Origin of the sequence: Aestuariivita sp. (genome assembly GCF_021404545.1) — a bacterium.
In the GTDB taxonomy this organism is placed as follows: Bacteria; Pseudomonadota; Alphaproteobacteria; order Rhodobacterales; family Rhodobacteraceae; genus Aestuariivita.
Window position 1 is genome coordinate 63373 of the sequence record NZ_JAAWWD010000042.1, and the last position, 23437, is coordinate 86809.

Genomic DNA, 23437 nt, shown 5'->3' on the forward strand with positions numbered 1-23437 from the left:
ATGTCGAAAAATTGCATCCGGTTGTTTCCAGTACTGGAAGGCTTTGTCTCCGTCTCATTGTTCAAGTGTGTCAATTGCACGCGTCGAACGGAAGAGAGATGATCGAACTCAGACATCTCCGCTACGTCGTGGCTGCGTCAAAATGCGGCAGCTTCAGGCGTGCGGCTGTGTCTTTGGGCGTCGAGCAATCGACTATCAGCCGCCATATTCGTGACCTCGAAGATGAGCTCGGCGCATCGCTCTTCAACCGCTATTCCGGAGGTGTTATCCTCACCCACGCTGGAAAGAGGTTTGTTCGCCATGCCCGGCGGGCGCTGAGCGAGGTCTCTTGCGCCGCTGCCGATATCAGGCCGATCGGCCGTGGAGAAGAAGGGGCCGTTCAGATCGGCATTTTCTCTTCATTGGCATCCGGCTTTCTGGCGCAGATGCTGCGCGCCTATATCCATCGCTATAGCGATGTCCGTATCGACATCATTGAGGGATCACCATCAGAGCACATCTCGGCGGTACGCCAACACAAGCTCGATGTCGCATTCGTTACAGGTGCGCCTGGCCTGACCGACTGCGACGCTGCACAGTTCTGGACGGAACGCGTATTCGTCGTAATACCGGATGCGCATCCCTTAGCGGAGCGGAAGGTGATCCGGTGGGATGAACTTCGAACTGAGACCTTTATCCTCAGCGAGGGCGATCCCGGACCGGAGATCCACGATTTTCTCATCAAGCATCTGGCCGATCTCGGGGCTCACCCCGCGATCGAGCGCCACCGCGTGGGTCGCGATAACCTCATGCAGATCGTGTCTTTTGGACGCGGTTTGACGCTTACCAGCGAATCCACCGTCGCGACCCAATTTCCTGGCGTGGTTTATCGCCGACTCGAAAACGAGATGCTGCCCTTTTGCGCCGTCTGGTCACCAAACAACGATAATCCTGCCTGGCGACGGATGCTCAGCCTCGCGCGACTGTTAGCGCGCCGAAACGGGATCTGTGACAGCGAGAGAATCAAGACGAGTCCGACGCCGCCAGTGTCGATGCGATCTTCTTCTCACGCAGCGCTTTCCGCGCTTTCGCAAAGCCGCGATCTGTCTTCATGAACCGCTCCAGCATCGGTGCGATGAGCTTTGCTGGTTCGAGCGTCTGTCCGTTCTCTGTTCCGAGGATCTCAGCATAGGCGGCGAGATCCCGATGCACCTGGGCCGGCAGTTCAATGGACAGTTTGACCGGCTTGTCGTCTCTGATGTTGCCGAGCTTCAGCTTGCTCATCGGGCATCTCCTTGCGGTTCGAGGATCAGATCGCGCGTCACCATCACGCGCACCGGAAATCCTGGCCGGATGGTGAGCGTCGGCGGGATGTTTAGCTGGCGCTGGACGATGGCCTCGCCCGCGCTTCCGATCGTGTCCTGGGTGCCATCGCGGATTGCTTCGGCGATCTCGTCGCCGCCATCCTCGCCGGTCTCGAGCCCGATATTGAGGATCGTGGCGAGACCGGCGGCCCGGAACAACTGACCCCAGTGATTGTCCACACCGTCTTCGAGACCGCTGTATCCGGCTTGATCCGTCCCGGGCTGGCGTTCGAGGACGATGGAGCGTCCATCGGGCAGGATCAATCGGGTCCACGCCAAGAGGACGCGTCGCTGACCGGTTTCCACACGGCTGTCATATTCGCCAAGCAGGCGCGCGCCCTGTGGGATGAGCAAGAATTGCCCGGTCGGGCTGTCATAGACGTTAGCTGTGACCTGTGCCGTGATTTGCCCTGGAAGGTCGGACCGCAGCCCGGTGAGAAGTGCGGCTTCGATGACGGATCCGGCTTGCAGGACGTAAGGGCTCGGCGGAGATTGCAGCCGATCCGCGGCAGTCGTTCGTCGATCCACCTCGCGGTCCAAAAACGCCTCTTGTCGTTCTGTCGCATCCAGCTGGCGAGATGATCCTGCTGAGGCCGGAAATAGACCTTGCAATCCGGGCGTCGGAGATGTCGTGGGCGACGCCTGCGAACGCGAAGCCCCCGCACCACTCGACCTTGCATCGGCAAAGAGCGTCGCGAGCCGGGCGGCTTCTGCCTCTTGCAAGCGCAGTTGTTCTTCCGGATCGACGGCGGGGCCGGTCGCGGGTACGACAGGCACCGGCTCACCTCGCCGCTGCGCTGACAGAACCGGGCGTCCCAGTTCTCCCGGAAGCGGTGGCCCGAGTTGCGGGATCGACGCGTAGTCGCGCGGCAGACCCAGAAGGCCCTCGGCCTCCTGGACGCGTTCTGTTGAAAAGAGTTCCGAAGGCCCATCGCTTGGATCGGACCCTTGCAAGGCGACGATCAGGATCGCACCGATTCCCAGCCCACCCGCGACGGTCAGGACGGTGATGGCCTTGCGCGAGAGCCGCATCACCCGTGGCGGATCGGGCCGCAAGCGCAGTTCCTTGGCGATGTCCTGTTCGGTGCGTGGTGGCTCTTCGGAGCGGTCGCCCGGTTGTTGGTTTTCGTCCCCGGTCATGGCTCAGCGGTCCTCATCGGGACGCCAGGCAGAGACCACACGTTCCTCGCGCTGCGCAGAACGCCGGACACCATCGGTCCGCACGATCCGCACCACGCGCTGGCGATCACCAAGCCGGAGCTCGGCAGCGGCAAAGAGGCGATCGACGATCATGTAGTTGCGACGGATGCGGTAATTGACGAGTTGGCCGTCCCCTTCCGGCCCGATCACGAAGAGCGGCGGCATCTCGCCCTGGCCGATACCGCGCGGGAACTCAATGAACACCTGCCGCCCGTCATCGAAGGCGCGGCGCGGTCGCCAGGGCGCGCGGTCGCCGGTGATCCGGTAGCGGAAATTGAGATCGTCGAGATCGACATTGCGCCCGATCGGAAGGCTTGCCTCGGCGCGATTGTTCTGACGACGAAGCGCGATCAGTTCATCTTCGGGGTATTGCCATGAGACCGAGGCCATATAGGCCTGCGGCGTGGCACGTAGTTCGAGGTGGTAGGTGCGCCGGTCGGTGTTGATGACGAGATTGGTCACCAGGTCGGGGCGGGTTGGTTTGACCAGAACATGGATGCGGCGGTTGTCGCCAGTGCCGCTTTCCGTGTCGCCGATAATCCAACGGGCCGTGTCGCCTGCGGCGATTGGGCCGGAGCCGACAAGGCGCTCGCCTGCCTGTAACGCGATGTCCGTGACCTGGCCGGGAGAGGTGTAGACCTGATAAAGCGCGCCGGAGCTGTAGGGATAGATCTGGACCGCGTTGATGAAGCCGTCGCGCACAGGTTCGATGCGCGCCGCGGCGTTGGCGTTGGTGATGCGCTCTGTCGGTTCCGACGCTTCTGCCGGACGATCGTCTGCATCTACCCGCATGAGCTGGCCCGGCAGCGGTAAAGGCTCGGGTGTCTCGACAATCCGAACAGGCCGCGCCGGTTCCGCGACCAGCGTTGCGGCAACGGGATCGTCGTAGCTAATTTCAGGCGGCTTGAAGGTCGTGCACCCGGCCAGCATGGAGCCGGCAAGAAGTGTTGTGATGGAAAGTTTGGCTGACACGCAGTGTCTCATTGGGCGTTCTCCCTTGACCAGTTGATGGCGTGGACGAAGACCCCGAGGGGGTTCTTGCGGAGGCGGTCTGCATCGCGGGGTGGTTGGATGACGACGCTTAGGATGCCGGTCCAGCGTTCGGTACCGGCGAGCTGACCGTTCACGTAGCGGCGTTCGGTCCAGGCGACGCGGAAGCTGGAATCCGACGCGCGGATGACGCTGGAAATCTCAGCGGTGACCTGGACCTCGCCGACGCGGGCGAAGGGATCGTTCTGGCGCGCGAAGTCGTTGAGCGCGACAGACCCGCGATCGGTGGTGAAATCATAGGCGCGCAGCCAGTTCTGACGGAGGACGATGGGATCGGCGGGAACCTGGCGGACGTTCTCGATGAAGCGCGCGAGGTGGAAGGCGATCTGCGGATCGGTCGGGCGGTAATTGGCGGTCGCGGGAGCGACGGCCTGGGCGGCGCCGAGCCGGTCGACCTCGACCACGTAGGGAACGATGGTGCCCTGGGTGGACTGCCAGACGAGCGCTAAGCCAAAGGTGGCTGTGGTCGTTAGACACCCGATGGCCATGAGCCGCCAGTTGCGTGCCTGGACGCGGGCTGAACCCATGCGCTCGTCCCAGACCTGCGCGGCCTTCTGGTAAGGGGTCACCGGCTCGGGTGTCTTGGCATATCGCACGCTGGGTCGCTTGAATCTCATGATCTCTCCGAAAGACTGATGGCCGTTCCCGCGCCGCCGCCATCGCCGGAGCGGATGGCGTGGGCAGCGACGGCGGTTCCGTGTTGCAAGCTTTGCTGGCGTTTCATGCGGCGCGCCCATGCGGGCGGGCCGTCATTGGCAGGCGTCGGCATGAAAGACGGCGAATTGCTGAACTTGCCGCCCGTGGCTTCGAAGGCGGCGCGCGAGCCCGAGCGGTAGCTGTCGCCGACGGCGCGCTTGAGCGGACTAACGGCAGCTGACATCCCGGCCTGACCGACCGCCGCCATGCCGCTCGCGGCTTTCCCGGCGGTCGATGTGCCCGAGGCCGCGCCGATCTTGAATGCGGTCGAGGCGCCACCGGCGACGGCGGAGCCACTGCGCAGGGCGGCGCCACCCGCAGCCCCGGCCATCTTCGCGCCCGCGAGGCCTCCGGCGACCACGCCGCCCGCTGCGAGACCGGCTCCGACCGCTGCGCCTGCACCGAGCTGCGGTCCACCGGAAACAATGCCGTTTGCGATGCCGGGGCCGAAGACGCCTAAGGCGAGGAGCGAGAGCGCCGCCAGCACGACGGCCATCGCATCCTCGATGGTCGGTTCGCCCGTGAACCCGGCTGTGAACTCGCCGAAGATCGTCGAGCCGATGCCGACGATGACCGCGAGCACGAGCACTTTGACGCCCGAGGAGATGACGAGGCCGAGTACGCGTTCGGCCATGAAGGCGGTCTTGTTGAAGAGTCCGAAGGGCACGAGGATGAAGCCCGCGAGCGTGGCCAGCTTGAACTCGATCAGGGTGACGAAGAGCTGGATCGCGAGGATGAAGAAGGAGAGCAGGACCACGATCCAGGCGAAGAGCAGGATCGAGATCTGGATGAAGTTCTCGAAGAAAGAGACGAACCCCATCAGGTCAGCGATGGATTCCAGGATCGGTTGCCCGGCTTCGAGCCCGACGGCGGCGATGCGTCCTGGTTGCAAAAGCTCGCCCGCGCCGATCGCGCCGCCGGTGGCGATAAGGCCGAGGCCCGCGAAGCTCTCGAAGACGATGCGGGCGAGCGTGTTCCAGTTGCTGATGATATAGGCGAAGATGCCGACGAAGAGCGTCTTCTTGACCAGCCGCCCGATGATATCGTCATCCGCGCCCAAGGCCCAGAAGAGCGCGGCGAGCGTGACGTCGATAACGATCAACGTGGTCGCGAGGAAGGCGACGTCGCCGCCGAGCAGACCGAAGCCGCTGTCGATATAGGTCGTGAAGACCTCCAGGAACCGATCGATGACGCCGACGCCGTCCATGGCCTACTCCGTCTCAGGATTGTTGCTGGGCGTGCTGAAGAACCGGCGGCGGTTTTCTTCCCATGCAGCCTGGCAGGTCGTGTCGGTTTCGAGCTCTTCCGGGGTGAGCGTCCGGCAGCGTTGTAAGGTCGCGCGCAACGGATCGTCCGAAACCACCCCCGCCGGTTCGGCCGCACGCTCTTCTTCAAGGGCGCGCTGGAGTTCCATCGCCGCCATGAGCGCGGCAATGGCGCCCAAAGCGATGGCGATGGCTTTCAGTGTGGTCTCGGCGGACAGCTTCATCGCGGCCTACCGGAACATCCGGACGGTCGTAGGCTCGTAGCCGGAGCCGTAGTCGAGGAAGCGGGTGAGGTTCTCGCGCGCCTGCGCTTCGGCTGTGGCAACGCGCGCGGCTTCGAGCGATTGTGCGCGGTTCTGTGCGGCGATGGCGGCCGTCAAGTCCGAGATCTGCTGGCTTTGTAGCGCGAGAAGTTGGTTCCCCGCCTGGGTCGCCTGCAAGGCGCCGGTCGCGGCTTGGCTGCGGCCCACGAGTGTCTGCATCTCGGCGCGGGCGGTCTCGATATTGCCGACCACGCCAGCCTGGACCTTCAACGCATCCTCGAATCCGGCGACTGAGGTGCGCCAGCGGTCCTGCGCGCCCGCGATCATCTCGTCGAAGTCTCCGCGCGCGGCGGCTGCGCCGTAGTCTTGCGTGAAGGCCTCGTCGATCGTTGCCACATCATGGGCGATGCGCTGTGCCTCGCCCAAGAGTTGCTGTGTTTGCTGCACCGAAGATTGCAGGCGCGACAGCGAAGAATATGGCAGGTTCGCGAGATTGCGTGCTTGATTGACCAGCATTTGCGCCTCGTTCTGGAGCTGTGCGATCTGGTTGTTGATCTGCTCCAGCGTCCGCGCGGCGGTCAGTAGGTTCTCGGCATGGTTCGTCGGGTCGTATACGATTCCGCCGAAGCCGCCGCCAAAGAGCGCATGTGCGGGTGGCGCTGTCGCCGGGGAAAGCGCGATAGCGCTCGAGAGCAACAGAGCCGCGGCGGCGCGTCCGGCGAGTTTACGTGTCTTGGTCTTGAACATCAGTCTTCTCCTTGTCGTCGTTGGCTTCTGGGGTTGCGGATGGGGTGGCCTCGATCACGGCATCGGAGGGACCGAGCAGTTCGGTCGCCCAGCCGAGATCGCGCCGAGCGAGCCAGGCGGCGGCGAAGCCGTCTCGCCCGTGTTCTTCGAGGATCGCGTCAACGGCGGCGTGGTCAGCTTTGGAGGAAGCTGCCGTGAAGGCGAGCGCGACCTCGCCGAGACCGAGCGCGAAGAGCCGGTTGCCGCGTCGCGACTGGCAGTAATAGTCCCGCTTCGGCGTTGCCCGTGCGATGATCTCGATCTGCCGGTCGTTGAGACCAAAGCTGCGATAGGTGGCGGCGATCTGGGGCTCGAAGGCGCGCTCGTTCGGCAAGAAGATGCGTGTCGGGCAGCTCTCGACGATGGCGGGCGCGATGTCGGAGCCGTCGATATCGGCTAGCGACTGGGTGGCGAAGATGACGCTGGCGTTTTTCTTGCGTAGGGTCTTCAACCATTCGCGCAGCTGCGAGCCGAAGGTCGCGTCATCCAAGGCGAGCCAGCCTTCATCGACGATAATCAGGCTTGGGCGCCCGTCGAGCCGCGCTTCGATCCGGTGGAACAGATAGGCGAGGACGGCGGGTGCGGCCGCTGAGCCGATCAACCCTTCGGTCTCGAAGGCCTGGAAGTCGGCGGAGCCGAGCGCCTCGCTTTCCGCGTCGAGCAAGCGGCCGAACGGACCGCCGAGGCAGAATGGGGCCAGCGCGCGCTTGAGATCGTTCGATTGCAGGAGCACCGAGAGGCCCGTCAGCGTGCGTTCTTCGATGGGAGCCGATGCGAGCGAGGTCAGAGCCGACCAGAGATGATCCCGCGCCACCGGGTCGATGGTGACGCCTTCGCGGACGAGCAGCCCGGCGAGCCAATCCTGCGCCCAGCTGCGTTCCGCGGCATCGTCGATCCGGGCGAGCGGTTGTAGCTGGACCGCGTCGTCCTCGTCGGATAGCGCGAGGCCGAGATCTTCCCAATCCCCGCCGCAGGCCATCGTCGCGCAGCGGATCGAGCCGCCGAAATCGAACGCGAAGACCTGGGCGCCCGAATAGCGCCGGAATTGCAGCGCCATGAGCGCCAGCAGAACGGACTTTCCCGCACCGGTCGGGCCGACCATGAGTGTATGGCCGACATCGCCCACATGGGTCGAAAAGCGGAACGGCGTCGCGCCCTGAGTCTCGGCATAGAAAAGCGGCGGTCCGTCCAGATGGTCGTTCCGCTGCGGCCCGGCCCAGACCGCCGAGATCGGGATCATATGCGCGAGATTGAGTGTCGAAATCGGCGGCTGCCGGACATTGGCGTAGAGATGGCCGGGCAGCGAGCCGAGCCAGGCTTCGATCGCGTTCAGCGTCTCGGGGATGCAGGTGAAGTCGCGGCCCTGCACGACCTTCTCGGCTAGCTTGATCTTGGCATCCGCCGCGCGTTCGTCGTCGTCCCAGACCGTGATCGTCGCGGTGACATAGGCCGCGCCGACGATATCGCTCCCAAGTTCCTGCAAGGCTTCGTCCGCGTCGAGCGCCTTGTTGTCGGCGTCCGAGTCGAGGAGCGTCGAGGCCTCGTTGGTCATCACCTCCTTCAGGATCGCGGCGACCGATTTGCGCTTGGCGAACCACTGGCGGCGGATGCGGGTGAAGAGCTTCGTGGCGTCGGTCTTGTCGAGACAGATCGCGCGCGTTGCCCAGCGATACTCGAAGGCCTGCGCATTCAGCTCGTCGAGGAGGCCTGGCCAGGTCGCTGTTGGGAACCCGACGATGGAGAGCGTGCGGAGATGCGCGTCACCGAGGCGCGGCGCGAGCCCGGCGACCAGCGGCTCGTCCGCGAGATAGGCGTCGAGATGCATCGGCGCCTCGGGCACACGGACGGATTGCCGCCGTGTCGAGATCGTCGAATGCAGATAGCTGAGCGTCTCCTCGTCATCGAGCCAGACTGCCTCGGGCATGAACCCCTCGAACAGGTCGAGCAGTCGCTCCGAGCGGGAGCGGAACGCCGCGAGATGTTCGGTTGGATTGGCGCCCTTGCTCGGCGCATCCTCGAACAGCCACCCGCTTGCCCGGCTTGTATCGTCGGCGGGCGGCATCCAGGTCAGGGTCAGGAAATACCGGCTCTCATAATGGGACGCGGCTTCTTCGAACTGCGCGCGCCGCTCGGCATCGACCAGCGCCGAAGTCGGATCGGGAAACTCAGAGAGCGGATAGTCGCGCGCCGGGATGCGCTGCGCTTCGACGAAGACCGCCCATCCCGAGCTCAGACGGCGCAAGGCACTGTTGAGTCGCGCTGCGGTCGCGACCAGTTCGGCGGGTGTTGCGGAGTCGAGATCGGGACCGCGGAACCGAGCCGTGCGCTGGAAGCTCCCATCCTTGTTGAGGATCACGCCTTCGCCAATCAACGCAGCCCAGGGCAGGAAGTCGGCGAGCAGCGCGGCTTTGGAACGGTATTCGGCGAGGCGCATCATCTCCTCACACCCCCATCCAGGTCGGGTAGCGAAGGTGGCGGCGCGCGACGTCGGCGATCTGGGCGTCCCGCTTGGCGGCGTAGACGGCCAGCATGTGCCCGATGGCCCAAAGCGCGAGCCCGACCAGCCAGAGGCGGAGGCCCAGACCCACGGCTGCCGCTATGGTGCCGTTGGCGATCGCGATGGTTCGCGGCGCACCGCCGAGCAGGATCGGCTCGGTGAGCGCGCGATGGACGGGCGCGGTGAAGCCGGGGATGTCGGTCGGATCACTCATACCAGAGCCCCGCCGCCGAAGGAGAAGAAGGACAGGAAAAAGCTCGACGCTGCGAAGGCGATCGACAAACCGAAGACGATCTGCACAAGCCGGCGCGCGCCACCCGACGTGTCGCCGAAAGCGAGCGTCAGCCCGGTGATGATGATGATCATGACCGCGACGATCTTGGCGACCGGTCCTTCGATCGACTCCAGGATCGCCTGAAGTGGCGCTTCCCAGGGCATGCCCGACCCCGCGGCCTGCGCCTGGTCGGCGGCCAGCAGGAAGCCGACCGCAGCGGCGCTGACATAGACGGGCCAGCGGGGATGAAGGAGATTGAGTCGGGTGGTCATATGGCGGTTCCTTTCGGGTTGGCGAGAAGGGATTGGAGCGCGTAGTCGCCCTCGGCGGTCAGGCCGGTGACGTGCGCGAGATCCGCGAGGCGGCGATCGCTGCCTCGTCCATGGAGGACGGCGAGCACGTCGATGGTCTCCGCGATGAGCGCCCGCGGCACGGTGACGACGGCTTCCTGGATCAGCTGTTCGAGGCGGCGCAGCGCGCCGATGGCCGAGCCTGCGTGGATCGTACCGATCCCGCCGGGATGTCCCGTGCCCCAGGCTTTAAGGAGATCGAGCGCTTCGGCACCGCGCACTTCACCGACGGGAATGCGATCCGGGCGCAGGCGCAGCGAGGAGCGGACAAGGTCGGACAGCGTCGCAACGCCGTCCTTGGTGCGGAGCGCCACGAGGTTGGGCGTCGTGCATTGCAACTCGCGTGTGTCCTCGATGAGGACCACGCGATCGGAGGTCTTGGCGACTTCGGCGAGCAGCGCGTTGGTGAGCGTGGTCTTTCCGGTCGAGGTGCCACCGGCGACGAGGATATTGGCGCGGGACGCGACGGCATCGCGCAATGCACCGGCTGCGGCGGCGGCCATGATCCCGGCGCGGACATAATCGTCGAGCGTGAAGACTGCGACGGCGGGCTTGCGGATCGCGAACGTGGGCGCGGCGACGACCGGAGGGAGCAATCCCTCGAAGCGTTCGCCGGTTCCGGGTAGCTCGGCGGATACTCGCGGCGCATCCGCATGGACTTCGGCGCCGACATGATGGGCGACGAGGCGGACGATCCGCTCGCCATCGTCGGCGGTGAGCGTGGCGCCCGTATCGCAGAGACCCTCGCCGATCCGGTCGACCCAGAGGCGTCCGCATGGATTAAGCATCACTTCGACGACGGCGTCCTCGTCGAGCCAGGCCGCGATATCGGCCCCAAGCGCCGTGCGGAGCATGCGGGAACCGCGCTCGATCGCTGCTGATTTGAGTTTGTGGACGGTCATTGGCGGCCCCGCATCTGGTTACGGGGTCGATCAAGAAGACCGTTAAATGTTCAGTCGCAACAGGTTTTACGGGGTAGTAGTGCGGTGGCGTAGAGAGGCAGGGACAAGCGCATTTCGCATGAAGTCGCGATGGCGTCAGACGGTGGATGTTCGCTCGCGGATGTCCTCCGAGACTTCCTTGGTGAGCGTTTTCCCCTTTGCGAGTCGCCGCCCGAGCGCTTCTACGAACCCGTCATAACGCTCCTTGCCCGAGGCCTGTGCGGCCTCGCGCATCTCGTCGGGCAATGGCGGCGTGGTGGTCAGCCAGAACTTCACGAACAGGGCCATCGCCTCATTGCCGATGGATAGATCGCGTTCCAACCGTTCCACAGCCCGGGTCAGCCGATCCAGGCGCCGGACGATCGCGGCCTCTCGCTGATCTGCACCATCCGGCGACAGGAATGCGGCGAGCGCCGCTTCCACGATTTGCGATTTCGAGACCTTCCGCCGCGCGGCCAACGCCTCCAGTTCTCCCGACAGAGCCGGATCGAAATACACATTCAATCGGTCCTTCTTCACGGCCACATCCTAGAGCTCGATCCCGTCATCGGGATCGAGCGAGGCTTGCCGCGCGACGGTGCCGAACCGGTCGCGCATGGCCTTGGCCCTCTGCGCATCGTCCTCCGGTTCGTCGTCGAGATCGGCGAATTCGCTGCGGGCTGGGGTCGGTTCTGGGGCGATGTCTTCATGTTCCGGAAGGTCGGGCTGCCGACGGATGCCGCCGTCGACATCCTCGCTCGATCCCTTCCGTTTTTTGGGCGGGGGCGCAACGATCGGCTCGCGACCGCTCCAATCGTCCGTTTTGCTGCCGGCCGCTCCAGCCCGCGCATAACGATCCGGCGGCGGTGCTATCCGGGCCTTGAATTGCGGATCGGTGTAGTAGCGCGCCTTCTCCGCCCGCACCGGCGGCGCACCGGAGACGAGGACGATCTCCTCGGTCGGGGGAAGCTGCATCATCTCGCCGGGTGTGAGCAGCGGCCGCGCCGTCTCCTGCCGTGAGACCATCATATGCCCGAGCCAAGGCGATAGCCGATGTCCGGCATAGTTCTTCATGGCGCGCATCTCGGTCGCTGTGCCGAGCGCATCGGATACGCGCTTCGCGGTGCGCTCGTCATTGGTCGCAAAGGCGACGCGCACATGGCAATTGTCGAGGATCGCGTTGTTCTGACCATAGGCCTTCTCGATCTGATTGAGCGACTGGGCGATGAGGAAGGCCTTGATCCCATAGCCCGCCATGAAGGCGAGCTGGCTCTCGAAGAAGTCGAGCTGCCCGAGCGCCGGAAACTCGTCCAGCATGAGCAGCATGCGGTGGGTACGCTTAGCATGCAGGTCTTCCGTCAGTCGTCGACCGATCTGGTTGAGCACGAGCCGGATCAGCGGCTTCGTCCGTGAGATGTCCGATGGTGGCACCACGAGGTACAGCGTCACCGGCCTGTCGCCTGTCGCGAGATCGTCGATCCGCCAGTCGCAGCGGCGCGTGACCTTGGCGACAACTGGATCACGATAGAGCCCAAGAAAACTCATGGCGGTCGAGAGCACACCGGAGCGTTCGTTCTCCGACTTGTTCAAAAGCTCACGCGCGGCCTGCGCGACGACGGGATGCGGGTGATCGCCGAGATGCGGGGTGCGCATCATCGCCGCGAGCGTCGACTCGATCGGACGCTTCGGATCGGAGAGGAAGGCCGCGACGCCCGCCAGCGTCTTGTCGGCTTCGGCGTAGAGGACATGCAGGATCGCGCCGACCAAGAGCGAGTGGCTCGTCTTTTCCCAATGGTTCCGCCGTTCGAGCAGACCCTCGGGATCGACCAAGATGTCGGCGACGTTCTGAACGTCGCGCACCTCGCTATCGCCGCGCCGCACTTCGAGCAGCGGATTGTAGGCCGCCGAGTTCGGATCGGTTGGATCGAAGAGCAACACCCGGCTGAAGCGGGCGCGGTAGTTCGCCGTGAGCTCCCAGTTCTCGCCCTTGATGTCGTGGACGATGGCCGAGCCCGGCCAAGTGAGCAGTGACGGCACGACCAGACCGACACCTTTGCCGGAGCGCGTCGGCGCGAAGCAGAGCACATGTTCAGGCCCGTCATGGCGGAGGTAGCGGGACCGGTAGCGTCCGAGGACCACGCCATCATCCACGAACAATCCCGCCTCGCGCATATCCTTCTCGGTCCCCCATCGCGCGGAGCCGTAAGTCGTCACGTTGCTCGCTTCGCGAGCGCGCAGAACGGAGAGGAAGATCGCGACGCAAACAGAAGCGATGCCGCCCGCGCCCGCGATGATTGCGCCCTCCATGAAGACGCGCGGCGCATAGGCGTCGTACCAGTACCACCAGACAAAGACGTTCCAGGGCGGGTAGATCGGCAGGCCGAAGATGGTCGCCATCGGGTCGCCCAGTTCGGACTGGAAGCCGAGCCGGAACGCCACCCATTGCGTCGCCGCCCAGACGAAGAGCAGCGCGACCGTCGAGACGACGAGGATCTGGCCCCAGAGGATGGCGGTGGCCGGTGATGCATGTTTCTTCGAGGTCATAGAGTTCTCCGGGTCAGATCGACAGGCCGCGCTTGCGGCCGAGCGACCAGTCGATGCCGCCGCCGGCCGCGACGGTGCCAGAGACGGTCTGGCCGAGATGCTTTTCGAGCTGGGGCTTCCAGGGGACGAGCTCGAAGCCCATCCCGTCATCGATCATGGCGAAACGGCCCGACGCGAGATCGAGGCGTTGGCGATACGTGCCAGCCACGGTCTCGCCGTCACCGGACTTGCGGAAGGACAGACCGGTGTCGTCGGCGATCTTGCTTGCAGCTTGATCGAGATCGCGCCGGCGCAGTGTCTTCAGGAGATCGCGGTTGAAGGTGACGCGCTGACCTTGCCGCGTCGCCAGACCCTGTCCAACCAAATGCTCGGCCCGCTTCTCCAATGCGTCGCGGACCTCCGCGCCAAACCCGCTCTGCGCGAGCGGCGCGCGAGTCTTGGCGAGCGCCAGCCGATCTACCCAGGTCGCGCCATCGGCATCGACCTGCTTTTCCAACGCAACGTCCGACCGGCCGACCAGCGCCAACCGTTTCGCCCCTCCATCCTTTCCGGACCAACTCCGCGTCTCGACGATCCCGCCGACCGGCGTGTCGCCGGTGAGATCGAGATCGCGGAACCGCGAGTGATGAAGACGTCCGTCGACTCCGTCGATGATGGCGTAGGCTTCGCCGGAGAGTTCGTTGTGCAACCCGCGATCGACCAGCTTTCCGAGAATCGGTGTGTCCGGCTGCCCCTCGATTGCAAAGTCGGTTTGTGCGCGGGACTGACCACCCATCGCCTGGTGCATTGTCTTGATGATGTCGCCGCGCACGGCCATCTCGCGCAGCGTGTCTTCCATGCCCGGCTTGAGCTGCCAGACTGACGGCGCCAGTTTCTCTGCAAGACCGAAGCGCTCCAGCGTCTGTGCCCGGCCGATCATTCGGCGCTTGAGCTCTTTATCGCCGAGATCGGGTGCGCCGGGGCGCAAGTCGGCGACGCCGAGCGTGTCGTCGGCGTAGGACCGCAGTGCGCGATCCAGACCGGTCCAGCGCTCGGCCTTCACCTCGATATCGAGTCCTTCGGCGATCTCCTTCTCGGTTCGTCTTCCGAGCTCCAACTCGACCAATTCTTCTGCCCGCCCACGCAGGCCGCGGCTGATATAGTCGCGCGAGATGACGAGGTCTTTCCCGTCATCGGCCTTGCCGCGCACCAGCACGTGGACATGCGGGTTGTCGGTGTTCCAATGGTCGACCGCGACCCAATCGATTTCGGTGCCGAGGTCGCGCTCGGCCTGGGCCATCAGATCGCGGGTGAAGGCGCGCAGGTCGTCCATATGCCCGGCGTCTTCCGGCGAGACGATAAAGCGGAAATGATGCCGGTCGTCTTCGGTGCTGGCGGCGAAGGCGCGGTCGTCAGCCTGGTCGTGCTCCTTGTCGAACGTGGCCGCGTCCCGGCCGTCCCTGGTGACGCCCTCGCGCTTCAGATAGTCGAGGTGCTTGGAGAGCTGAGCCGATCGAAACCTTTCACCCCGATGACGCACGATCCGCGCATTCACCACGACCCGGCGCTGGGTACGCCCGAGACCGCGTGAAACATTTACGAAGCGCCCGCGCCCGAAGGTCGACCGACCGGCACGGCCTCCGCTTGGTCTGAAATGATTGCCGTTATGCCCCGCTTTCTTCGCGGCGCGCATGACCTGTCCGACGAAGCTCTTCGCGCGCCCGGCCGACGGTCCTTTGTCGCGGATACGCCTCGGCTTGATGCGGATGTCGCTATCGCGCTGGCTCACGCTCGTACCTTCCCAAAATCTGGCATGGCACGATGAAAGGCGCATATAATCAGAGGGATAGCTGGGAGTGCAGCACTGTGACCAAGTGCGCAGCACGCAAAAACCCCAACAACAACAACGCCGTAGCGCCCCCGCGCGTCCGGCCTTTTATCTTGCCCTCCATTCGTTGAGTTCGGTTGCAACCCTCCGCCTGCCGCATTCCATACGACGCAGTACGACGGAACGGGGCGGAGCCAGATCAGTGCGCTCATCGCTCTGGCTCCCCGGTTCTGGAGACGAAAAGCGGGTTCGATTGGCTGTTCTGTGGGCGAGGCTGAGGCCCTTCATCAGCAGTCTGAACACTTGCCGATGTGCGGTCAGGCTCATCAGTCCTCTGCTGCTCACGCGAGGTTGTGACGGGCGCAAAGAGCGGGGCAGCTTGCCACCGGTCGGCAGAAACGGTGCGCATCGGCTGCAAGGGCAATGCATCCGAGAAGCCAAGTTCTTGCGAAAGCGCTGCAACGTAACGGCGGGTCTCACGCGGCAAGCTGCGCCCGGTTCGCAGGTGCTCGGCATACCGTCCGGGGCCGGCATTGTAGGCCGCGAGAAACCCCGGCGCGCCGAACTGGTCGTACATCTGGCGCAGATAGGCCGTGCCCGCGAGGATGTTCTCGCGGCGGTCGAACGGGTCAGAGCCGAACCCATGCGCGGCTCGGAGTTCAGCCCAGGTGCCGGGCATGATCTGCATCAGGCCTATCGCACCGGCGCTGCTGACGGCGCGCGCATTGCCCGCGCTTTCGGCTTGCATGACGGCGCGTATCCAGCGCTCGGGAATGCGAAAGCGTTGCGCCGCTTCGGCAATGTAAGCGTCGAAATCGGAGGTCGACGCGGCGGCCTCCGTTGAGCGCGTGACCGTGTCCTGTGCGTCTGCGGCGGGCGGATTGGCGCAACCAGAAAGCGCGATCAGGATCGCGGAAGCGACGACAAGACGACGGCCGGAAGGAAGGAGGAGTGCCATTGGGTCAGCCCTCCCGCGTCCAGATCGGGACAGCGCGGCCGATAATCGTGTCGCGCTGCAGCGGCCCGAAATACCGTCCGTCGAGGCTCGCCTCGGTGTCGGGATTGAGGAAGAAGATCTGATCATCGGTGAGCCGTTGGCAGCCCTGCCAGACTGGAAGCGGGCGTTCGAAACGGTCGCGGTCTTTCGCGGTCGCGACTGCAACGCCATCGATGCGGATCGTGACCCCTGTGCGGCAGACACGCTGTCCGGGAAGTGCGGCGACATGCTTGATGAGCGGCACGTCGGCGCCGAGATAGCCATGTTCCAGAAGCCAGTCGCCGAGCGGCGATGGCGGTTCGAGAACGACTAAATCGCCGACATTCGGCGTGTCGAGTGACTGCACGACGTAGAAGCCGATGGGCACGCTGGCCGACGCGTTCCAGACAAGGATCGGGTTGGCGCGAATGGTCGCCGAAAGTGCGATCAAGGCGATACCGGCGCTGCCGATGATGAGCGAGGGGCGCGCGCGTGTCATGCCGCCAGGGCCCGTCGTTTGAGCCAGGCGTCATGCCGAAACGGCGTGTACGGGCGTGGCTCAAGATTGCAGCTCAGACGATTGTGGACGTGCCGCCAATGGTTCGGGCAGACTTCTTCCGGCGCAATGTGTTCGGCCTCGATCTGGTCGATGCAGAGCAGCACTGTTTCGACCTTCGGCCAGCCTGAAAGCCGCAACAGAGACACTCCGCCGGGCTTCACAAAAGGCACCGTCGAATAGCTCTCGCCGGGACAGGTGGTTTGCAGGATGTCGATCCGACTCTCGACCGTGCCGTAGTCGTTCGCGGCCCAGCGAATGAAGGCGAAGACGCTGCCGGGATCGACGCCGACGACGCGAACCGAACGTCTTCTAATCGTCTCTTGAACGATCCGGCCGAAGCGCAGCCAGCGTTCGATGTGACCTTCGATCCATGTGAGTTCGATGGTCGTGCGCCCGCTCATGAGCGCTTCTCGCCGCTATAGGCCGGTGAGATCGCGGCATGGCGTTTGGCCGGAAGGACAGTGTCGCCCGTGTCGTCCGAGGTCGAGCGTTTCTCACCGCGGCTGACCCAGGCTTGCAGATCTTCGACCGCGTAAACGACACGGCCGCCGATCTTGGAATACTTCGGGCCGGTTCCGTAGGTGCGGTGTTTCTCAAGCGTGCGGCCGGAAAGGCCGAGAAGACGGGCGGCTTCAGGGGTTCTGAGATAGCGCGGCGGAAGGCCGGCATTGGGATCGGGCATCGGGGGCTCCTCTGGTCATCGCGGGTCCGTCGCGGGATGCGAGGGACGGCTGATGGCCAGAGAAGCGGAGAAGAGCGCCCAGGAGGGATGATGAAGATTCTCGCGAGGAATCGTCACCCCTTCGAGAAGGACGAGTGGTGTTCCGATAGGATCTGTTTGGGGGACGGTGAGACAGTTACTTTCGAGGCAAGCGGGCTGCTGATTTCCCGCGCAATAGCTGTCGATAGCCGTCACTGACGAGGGTACGTCCATATGCGGCGAGACGCGCGACCTGCGCTTTCAGAGCGCTCGTCTTCCAAGGTTCGGCGGCGACCCGTCGTGCGCCGAAATAGGTCACCGCAATGTCGCGCAGACGCGTCCCCGATTGCCGTGCATCGTTCGTGCGCAGCGCATGACCGATGCGTTTACGTCGTTGAAGGGTGAACAGAGCGCGTGGGGTTTGACCACGCCAGACACGCCTTAGACGCTCTGCGGTGGCGATTCTGATGGACCAGTCAAGAGTCAAAGGGAGGATGACGGCGCGGGGGCGGTCCTCGGTCAGGGCGTCGTCCGAAACAACGATCAATCCGGTACGAACGCACGACCAGTAGCGACCACGGGCGCCGCGCCTCGTTTCGACGATGACCTGATCAAAAACGGCGTTTTCCGCCTCACCGAGGCTTCTGGCCGTCATCAAGCATGTCACGGCTGGTGCAATTGAAGGTCTCCAGTAGAGCTTCGCATTGGTCGCCTTGAGCTCTGGATCGACCGGGAAATCGCAACCCCCAAGGGGCCGCCTCGTTCTCGGTCATGTTTGGAAACGCGGCGCGGTAGTCTGGATTGCGCCTGAGGCATTCCCACGCCAGACCGGAGGCATCGAGTTTTTCGATGTAATCGTAGTCGGTTTCGTCTCGCCAGTTCGTCGGCATATCCGCTCTCCAACTGTTACGCGCCGAGCGTCAGACGCTTTGGACTTAGCAATATGCTCGCGTTAAACGGGAAAGCGTAGGGAGACGGACGGCATAGGGCGATGCGCGAAAGGCATCACGCGCAAGCTCGCTTATTGCGGCTTCAGGCGTTGGTCAGGAGGTCGCGGTAACCTTGCTCAGCGACCCAGTGAGCGCGCACGAGATGATTGTCATGCACGCGTCTGGCGCGCTCCGGTTCGTCTTCGGCGTCGATCCCGAACAGGTGGTGCGCGACTTCCGAAAGCGCCGCCCCATCGGCTTCCGCGTCGAGGAGGCGTGCGTAAAGCTTGAGCTGGGCGCGGTCATAGTCGGTCAAGTGGTCGCTGTTTGGCGGGGTATCGGTAAGTCTTCGACTAATCTCACTGCTCATCTTATCCCCCATGAGCACTGTCGATGCCCATATGGTTAATGCCTCATTTACATGGCTTCGCGCAACTGCCGCACGGCTGAAAGGCTGCATTTCCGTATCTGATCGCTGAACGACGTGGCATAGAGCGAGCATTATAATACGTCGCACTAAAATACGCGATAGGTCTTTTGTCGTCGGATGGATATCCGGCAGATTTTTGGGAACAATCTCAAGCACTACAGAACTTTAGCTGATATGAGCCAGGCGGCATTGGCCGTGAAGATGGGCGTAGATCGCGCCCATGTGAGTTCGATGGAGCGCGGTCAGCAGAACGTCACGATCATTACCCTCTGGCACGCAGCTCTGGCGTTGGATGTTGAGCCAGCGCTTCTGCTACAAGATCGAGATTAGGAAGGCGGCGTCTAGGCGTCGCTTGATAAACTCCAGATGCTAGTAAGGGGAGTTGATTGGGCCACGGTAAGATCAGTTCGGAGAAACGGGCGTCGTATAAGGAGATCGCGCGGAACATCGTCGGCGCGGATCGGACCGCACGCCGAAATGGCACTAGTCAAAATACGATCGGCACTATTGAGCGAGCTCTCGTGTCAGCATTTCTCGATGGGAGGAAACACGCTGCGAAACTAGAGCCTGAGAACGAAGAAGTTACTTGGATGCAGGTTCCACCTAGATCCCGAGAAACACTTTGCGACATGACATTTCGGTTCAGCGCGCGGTCAGGGAACCATGAGAACCGAGCGGATCGCATTGAGGTCTTCACGGAGAACGGCAAGCAGCGTTGGAGCATTGTTGATGCCGATGGGAAGCGGCGCGAGCGTTCTGTAGCCGATGGGTCAGTGCGCCCCCTCATCCGCCTAGGGCTAATCGACCATATGTCTGACAATTCAAACCTTTATGCTCTCACATCAAAGGGGCGACAACTTTGCCGTGACTATTGGGAGCGATCCGACCGAGACGATCCATCGCTTCCCAAAATCAGCCTTCGATAAACCGTTTCGCCCCGCCCGGTCTCCCGGGCGGGGTTGAGGTGGCAGCGCTCAGTCGCCGTTCTTGCGGCGCGCCCGGGACCAGATGAGGCTGAAGGTTTCCTCGCCACCTTCGACGATCGTGTCATCAAAGAGGTTGGCGTAGATCGGCTGGGTGAAGCTCGGATCATCCAGCTTGAGGCTCAGATAGTCGCGGTCCTCGTTCGAGCGCTTCGACCAGGCGGCGCCGATCTCGGCGCGGCCGACGAAGACCCGGTGGGAGGGAGCGTTCTCGCCCGAAGTGCTGTCCTCGGGGACGATGCGGACGTTCTGCGCCTGCACGTTGAGGGTGACGATTTCTCCGACGTATTCGTTGCCGGTCTTCTTGAAGGTTCCGATGGTGGCCATGTCATTTCTCCTTTGGCTTTCGATCCCGCGCCCGTCGCGGTCTCGATGGCGTTCGTCAGGACCGGGACGATCCGCCGACGCAGCCCTTGGCCCGCAGCGCCAGCGGAGGACGCCGGGGGCGGTCTTTCTTGGACCCGTCAGGGTCGTCCCGCGAGGAATGGGCAAAGCCCAGGGGAAGAAAGTCCGAACCCGGCGTTGCGGCTGAGGCGGTCGAGGCGTCAGCCGATCCCGGTCAGATCAGCCCAATGAGAGGTCGTGACGGACGCGGGTGATGAGGGCATGGGATGAGAAATGACCGCCACCCTCGGACCGGGCAATCCACCGGCAATGCTGATCGGAGAAAGACAGGCTCTAGCGTGCAGAACGGCGCAGAACTGGTTCATCGCCGAACGCTCCCGGCAATGCGAGAATGCTCCCTCCCACTAGGTTTGGCGGTGTTCGATATGCGCTGTGCTGTGTCGAGGCGCTCTAACGAGATCAGACGCGTTCAGCCGAACGCCCATATCCGAGCTCTGCCCGACCCACGCTCTTCCGTTATGTCATGCTTTCGGAAACGGCGAGGTGTCAGCGATCATTCGCGAACGGGCTGCTCTGCATGATCTGAGAATTTCCCACATCCTCCTCGCCGATGGGGCCAGCGAGGCTGGCGACTCGAACCCAGGCGGTTCCGGCTGTGACAATCCCGCCGATGATCGCGAAGGCCAGCGTCCATCCTTCGGAGGCTCCGCCAATCTCCGATAGCCCCCGGATTGCCGAGAAGCCAGCCACACCTGCGGGTGCTGCGAAGAGTGCCCCGATAGCGAGGCGGATGGGGATGGATTGAACCTTTGCGAAGACGATCTGCCCCAAGACCAAAGTGATTGCGCCCGCGAACATCGCGATGACGATGGCGGTGACCACGCCGGCCTCGGTCTCGTAGAGATGCATGCCGACGGTGAGTGCGACGAAGAACGGGAGCGCATAGACGGCCACTGCGAAGAGAACGTAGACCATAAGGCCGAGGCCCAGGATGCTTAGGAATGCGGATACGAACATGGGCGGTCTCCTCTCATGGGCTGCGCCTCCACCACCGCCACGGCGCTGCTGGAGCATAGCACATCCGCGGTGTTCACGGAATATTCCCGCTGAGCGCATCGCGATGCGATAGACGCATCACAGGTCATGACGACCCGCCTTTCGCGCTGCGGAAATCGTAGAGTGGGATGCCGAGCACTTTGGCCTTGTCGGCGAGATTGTCGGTGATGCCGGAGCCCGGGAACACGATCAGCCCGATCGGCAGGGTTTCCAGGAGCAGATCGTTGCGCTTGAACGGTGCGGCCTTGCCGTGGCGGGTCCAGTCCGGTTTGAAGACGATCTGTTGGCATTTGCGATTGTCAGCCCAGCAGGCTGCGATGCGTTCGGCACCCTTGGGTGACCCACCATGTAGCAGCACCATGTCGTCATGCTTGGCGCGGACCTTGTCGAGTGCCGCCCAGATGGCCCCGGTATCGTTCACGTCCTGCCCGCCAGTGAAGGCGATCTTGGTGCCGGTCGGGATCAGGGGTTCGAGCTCTGACTTGCGCTTGGCGTTGAGATAGTCGCGGCTGTCGATCATCGCAGCCGTCATATGCTTGCGATTGACGTGACTGCCGGAACGCGGATGCCAGGTCTGGCCGAGATGGGCCTCGAAATGCTCGGCGGCGAGATCGCGCATGCCCTCGTAAGCATTGCGCTGTTCGGTGAGGGTGCGACCTTCGGCCATGAGGCGTTCCAATTCGACTGAGCGGACTTCGGAGCCGTCCTGGCTACGCTGCGACCGACGTTGCGCTTGCTCGTTGTCGTCGAGCTTACGGTCGATGCGGGTCGCCATGCGGTGGAAGACATTGGTGGTCGACCAGAGCAGGTCTTCGAGATCGGGTTCGAGCCGGGTGTCGCCGAGAGCGACGACCATGGCGTCGAAGATATCCGCGATCGCGCCTTCGACGGTTCCGGCGTCTGGGAGTGGCCGCGGATCGGGTTCGTCGGCAAACGGTCGATGTCCGAAGAGCTGCAACTCGTCGAGGACGAGGGCTGTGGCGGATCGGGTGTCGGGTTCGTGCTGGGTCATGGGCGTTATGCCTCCTAGTCGCTGACCGCGCCTCGCGCGGCCTTCATGGGCGACGGGAAGCGGGACGCGACCGGGCCTGCACCGACGCAATTCCCCACGAAGTGGTACTTCGCGGGACCTCGTGGCTGCGTCGGCCGGAGCGGCAGCGGAGGATGGCGGAGGCGGCGCCGTTTTGGATCGCGATGCAAAGCCGGGCTTGCCCGGCGGCGGAAAACGGTGCCGCCGCAGCCATTGCCGGACCGGGCGCGTTCCGCTCCGGCTCGCCCCTCTCGGGAAGGCCGTCGGGCGCGGCTCTGTGGCGTGAGGTTCATGCTGCCCGTCCAGCGGATGAGACCGGTTCACTGCTTCAGTCGGTCTCGACCGCGAGCAAGGTCGGAACATCGACTGGTGAGAGCTGGGGACGCAAATGGCTGCGCATCTCGTCGATGCCGCATTTCCGGAGATCGCCGTTAAAGTCGTCCAGCATCGGTCGCAAAGGCAAAAGGTGAAACTCCCGGTCCGCGAAGCGCTCGGTCAATACGTCGAAGGCCGCCTGTCCGGCCTCGTCATTGTCGATGGCGACATAGAGCCGGCGAAGATTGGTCGGCGGATCGAACGCTGCGAGATGATTGCCTGACAGCGCCGCTGCAATTGGCAGACCGGCAAGTACCAGCCTCAGCGAGAGCATGGTCTCTAGACCTTCGCCTACAGCGAGAATGTCGGTCGGCGATCCGAACCTGACGGCGTGGCCGAGCAGATTGCCCATCGCCTTGCGGTTGGGGTCGAGCGGAGCCTTTTCGGCCTTTTGTGGATCAAGCCAGGTCCGATGGACGCCGGTCAGCTTTCCGGCAGTGTCGGTGACTTTCGCGAGTAAGGCGGGCCAAGCGTCGAGCGGGTCATTGGCGTCCGCGTCCTCTCCCCAGTAGTAGCAGTTCGGGTGGAACCGAAGCGCGCTCACGCTTCGAAGGTCTTTCAGACCGCGTGCGGAGAGATAGCGTTCCACCAGCGTGCCCGCGATTGGTTGCCCCATCGACCATAGGCGTCGGGCCGCTTCGGGTGATCCTCGCGGAGCCGGTTCTTGCCGCTGTGGCGCGGGTGGCTCGGGACGCGGTAGACTGAGAAAGCGACGCGCTTCGTCGAGCGTGTCGCGCAGCGTCGAGAGATTGAGATTGGCCGCGATAAGGTCGAGCAGATCGCCATGCTCGCCCGTGGCGGCGTCGGTATTATGTGGAACTCCACATAATACCGAACATGTTGCGGCGCGGGTTATGTTGCGACGGCGAGTCTCGCGTCGGCTCTGCAGGGGCGGACGGCCATCCGCGCAACATAATGTCAGCACAAAACGGGGGACTTGGGGAAGTCCCCGACAGCACCGGGGCCGGATGCCCTGGCCGCGGGCCCTGGACCCCGCGCGCTGGAGTGCTACCGGTAGCGGAGTGGAGGATGGGAAAAAAGAACAAGGAAAAAACCCCA

The 23437-nt window shown here is 63.7% G+C and carries 27 protein-coding genes; 2 read left to right on the forward strand and 25 right to left on the reverse strand.

What is annotated here, in order from left to right; all coding sequences use genetic code 11:
- Window positions 1–98: 98 nt before the first annotated feature.
- The gene (locus tag HEP69_RS14840) at window positions 99–1094 is read left to right on the forward strand and encodes a LysR family transcriptional regulator (RefSeq protein ID WP_290559328.1); all 996 of its coding nucleotides are present in this window, start codon (window positions 99–101) and stop codon (window positions 1092–1094) included.
- On the opposite strand, the gene HEP69_RS14845 is transcribed toward HEP69_RS14840, so the two are convergent.
- From HEP69_RS14845 to HEP69_RS14945, 21 genes are all read right to left on the reverse strand, one after another.
- Window positions 1003–1263: a DUF2274 domain-containing protein gene (locus HEP69_RS14845; protein WP_290559329.1), complete on the reverse strand. Its 261-nt coding sequence runs from the start codon at window positions 1261–1263 to the stop codon at window positions 1003–1005. The genes HEP69_RS14840 and HEP69_RS14845 overlap by 92 nt on opposite strands.
- Window positions 1260–2483 (reverse strand): TrbI/VirB10 family protein, encoded by a 1224-nt coding sequence (locus HEP69_RS14850; protein ID WP_290559330.1) that lies wholly within the window; start codon window positions 2481–2483, stop codon window positions 1260–1262. The genes HEP69_RS14845 and HEP69_RS14850 overlap by 4 nt, the downstream gene beginning before the upstream one ends.
- Before the next feature lie 3 nt (window positions 2484–2486).
- Window positions 2487–3527 carry a P-type conjugative transfer protein TrbG gene (trbG, locus tag HEP69_RS14855; RefSeq protein WP_290559332.1) on the reverse strand — a complete coding sequence of 347 codons (1041 nt, stop codon included), beginning with the start codon at window positions 3525–3527 and terminating at the stop codon, window positions 2487–2489.
- Window positions 3524–4213, reverse strand: coding sequence for a conjugal transfer protein TrbF (trbF, locus tag HEP69_RS14860; RefSeq protein ID WP_290559354.1), 690 nt, complete (start codon window positions 4211–4213; stop codon window positions 3524–3526). Before trbF ends, trbG begins: the two co-directional genes overlap by 4 nt.
- Window positions 4207–5496, reverse strand: coding sequence for a P-type conjugative transfer protein TrbL (gene trbL / locus HEP69_RS14865; RefSeq protein WP_290559333.1), 1290 nt, complete (start codon window positions 5494–5496; stop codon window positions 4207–4209). The genes trbF and trbL overlap by 7 nt, the downstream gene beginning before the upstream one ends.
- Window positions 5497–5499: 3 nt before the next feature.
- Window positions 5500–5778 (reverse strand): putative entry exclusion protein TrbK-alt, encoded by a 279-nt coding sequence (gene trbK-alt, locus HEP69_RS14870; RefSeq protein WP_290559334.1) that lies wholly within the window; start codon window positions 5776–5778, stop codon window positions 5500–5502.
- A 6-nt stretch (window positions 5779–5784) separates the two neighbouring features.
- Complete coding sequence (trbJ, locus tag HEP69_RS14875; protein WP_290559335.1) at window positions 5785–6564, reverse strand: P-type conjugative transfer protein TrbJ; 780 nt, start codon at window positions 6562–6564, stop codon at window positions 5785–5787.
- Window positions 6542–9040, reverse strand: a complete 2499-nt coding sequence (trbE, locus tag HEP69_RS14880; protein ID WP_290559336.1) for a conjugal transfer protein TrbE — start codon at window positions 9038–9040, stop codon at window positions 6542–6544. The genes trbJ and trbE overlap by 23 nt, the downstream gene beginning before the upstream one ends.
- A gap of 4 nt (window positions 9041–9044) precedes the next feature.
- The gene (locus HEP69_RS14885) at window positions 9045–9314 is read right to left on the reverse strand and encodes a VirB3 family type IV secretion system protein (protein ID WP_081533694.1); all 270 of its coding nucleotides are present in this window, start codon (window positions 9312–9314) and stop codon (window positions 9045–9047) included.
- A complete protein-coding gene (locus HEP69_RS14890) occupies window positions 9311–9646 on the reverse strand; it encodes a TrbC/VirB2 family protein (protein WP_290559338.1) in 336 nt (111 codons plus the stop codon). Before HEP69_RS14890 ends, HEP69_RS14885 begins: the two co-directional genes overlap by 4 nt.
- Window positions 9643–10626: a P-type conjugative transfer ATPase TrbB gene (trbB, locus tag HEP69_RS14895; RefSeq protein ID WP_366111479.1), complete on the reverse strand. Its 984-nt coding sequence runs from the start codon at window positions 10624–10626 to the stop codon at window positions 9643–9645. Before trbB ends, HEP69_RS14890 begins: the two co-directional genes overlap by 4 nt.
- Before the next feature lie 135 nt (window positions 10627–10761).
- On the reverse strand, window positions 10762–11184 hold the full coding sequence (locus tag HEP69_RS14900; RefSeq protein WP_290559339.1) for a CopG family transcriptional regulator: 423 nt from the start codon (window positions 11182–11184) through the stop codon (window positions 10762–10764).
- A 9-nt stretch (window positions 11185–11193) separates the two neighbouring features.
- Entirely contained in the window at window positions 11194–13188 is a 1995-nt protein-coding gene (locus tag HEP69_RS14905) for a conjugal transfer protein TraG (RefSeq protein ID WP_290559340.1), read from the reverse strand.
- 13 nt (window positions 13189–13201) lie between these two features.
- The gene (locus tag HEP69_RS14910) at window positions 13202–14956 is read right to left on the reverse strand and encodes a DUF3363 domain-containing protein (protein ID WP_290559341.1); all 1755 of its coding nucleotides are present in this window, start codon (window positions 14954–14956) and stop codon (window positions 13202–13204) included.
- 247 nt (window positions 14957–15203) lie between these two features.
- Complete coding sequence (locus HEP69_RS14915) at window positions 15204–15953, reverse strand: lytic transglycosylase domain-containing protein (protein WP_290559342.1); 750 nt, start codon at window positions 15951–15953, stop codon at window positions 15204–15206.
- Window positions 15954–15957: 4 nt separating this feature from the next.
- Window positions 15958–16470 carry a S26 family signal peptidase gene (locus tag HEP69_RS14920; protein ID WP_290559343.1) on the reverse strand — a complete coding sequence of 171 codons (513 nt, stop codon included), beginning with the start codon at window positions 16468–16470 and terminating at the stop codon, window positions 15958–15960.
- The gene (locus HEP69_RS14925; RefSeq protein ID WP_290559344.1) at window positions 16467–16931 is read right to left on the reverse strand and encodes a DUF2840 domain-containing protein; all 465 of its coding nucleotides are present in this window, start codon (window positions 16929–16931) and stop codon (window positions 16467–16469) included. Before HEP69_RS14925 ends, HEP69_RS14920 begins: the two co-directional genes overlap by 4 nt.
- Window positions 16928–17212, reverse strand: coding sequence for a helix-turn-helix domain-containing protein (locus tag HEP69_RS14930; protein ID WP_227287761.1), 285 nt, complete (start codon window positions 17210–17212; stop codon window positions 16928–16930). The genes HEP69_RS14925 and HEP69_RS14930 overlap by 4 nt, the downstream gene beginning before the upstream one ends.
- A gap of 175 nt (window positions 17213–17387) precedes the next feature.
- Window positions 17388–17885: a DUF2285 domain-containing protein gene (locus HEP69_RS14935; protein WP_227287762.1), complete on the reverse strand. Its 498-nt coding sequence runs from the start codon at window positions 17883–17885 to the stop codon at window positions 17388–17390.
- Window positions 17863–18120: a DUF6499 domain-containing protein gene (locus tag HEP69_RS14940; protein WP_290559345.1), complete on the reverse strand. Its 258-nt coding sequence runs from the start codon at window positions 18118–18120 to the stop codon at window positions 17863–17865. The genes HEP69_RS14935 and HEP69_RS14940 overlap by 23 nt, the downstream gene beginning before the upstream one ends.
- Before the next feature lie 142 nt (window positions 18121–18262).
- Window positions 18263–18529: a DUF2285 domain-containing protein gene (locus HEP69_RS14945; protein ID WP_290559346.1), complete on the reverse strand. Its 267-nt coding sequence runs from the start codon at window positions 18527–18529 to the stop codon at window positions 18263–18265.
- A 177-nt stretch (window positions 18530–18706) separates the two neighbouring features.
- Here HEP69_RS14945 and HEP69_RS14950 point away from each other — a divergent pair, with 177 nt between their 5' ends.
- Complete coding sequence (locus HEP69_RS14950; protein WP_290559347.1) at window positions 18707–18919, forward strand: helix-turn-helix transcriptional regulator; 213 nt, start codon at window positions 18707–18709, stop codon at window positions 18917–18919.
- Window positions 18920–19563: 644 nt separating this feature from the next.
- Here HEP69_RS14950 and HEP69_RS14955 read toward each other — a convergent pair.
- From HEP69_RS14955 to HEP69_RS14970, 4 genes are all read right to left on the reverse strand, one after another.
- Complete coding sequence (locus tag HEP69_RS14955; RefSeq protein WP_290559348.1) at window positions 19564–19899, reverse strand: DUF736 domain-containing protein; 336 nt, start codon at window positions 19897–19899, stop codon at window positions 19564–19566.
- A 564-nt stretch (window positions 19900–20463) separates the two neighbouring features.
- Complete coding sequence (locus HEP69_RS14960; protein ID WP_290559350.1) at window positions 20464–20934, reverse strand: hypothetical protein; 471 nt, start codon at window positions 20932–20934, stop codon at window positions 20464–20466.
- A 124-nt stretch (window positions 20935–21058) separates the two neighbouring features.
- Window positions 21059–21985, reverse strand: a complete 927-nt coding sequence (locus tag HEP69_RS14965; protein ID WP_290559351.1) for a DUF2493 domain-containing protein — start codon at window positions 21983–21985, stop codon at window positions 21059–21061.
- Window positions 21986–22331: 346 nt separating this feature from the next.
- Entirely contained in the window at window positions 22332–22967 is a 636-nt protein-coding gene (locus HEP69_RS14970; RefSeq protein ID WP_290559352.1) for a toprim domain-containing protein, read from the reverse strand.
- Window positions 22968–23437: the final 470 nt, after the last annotated feature.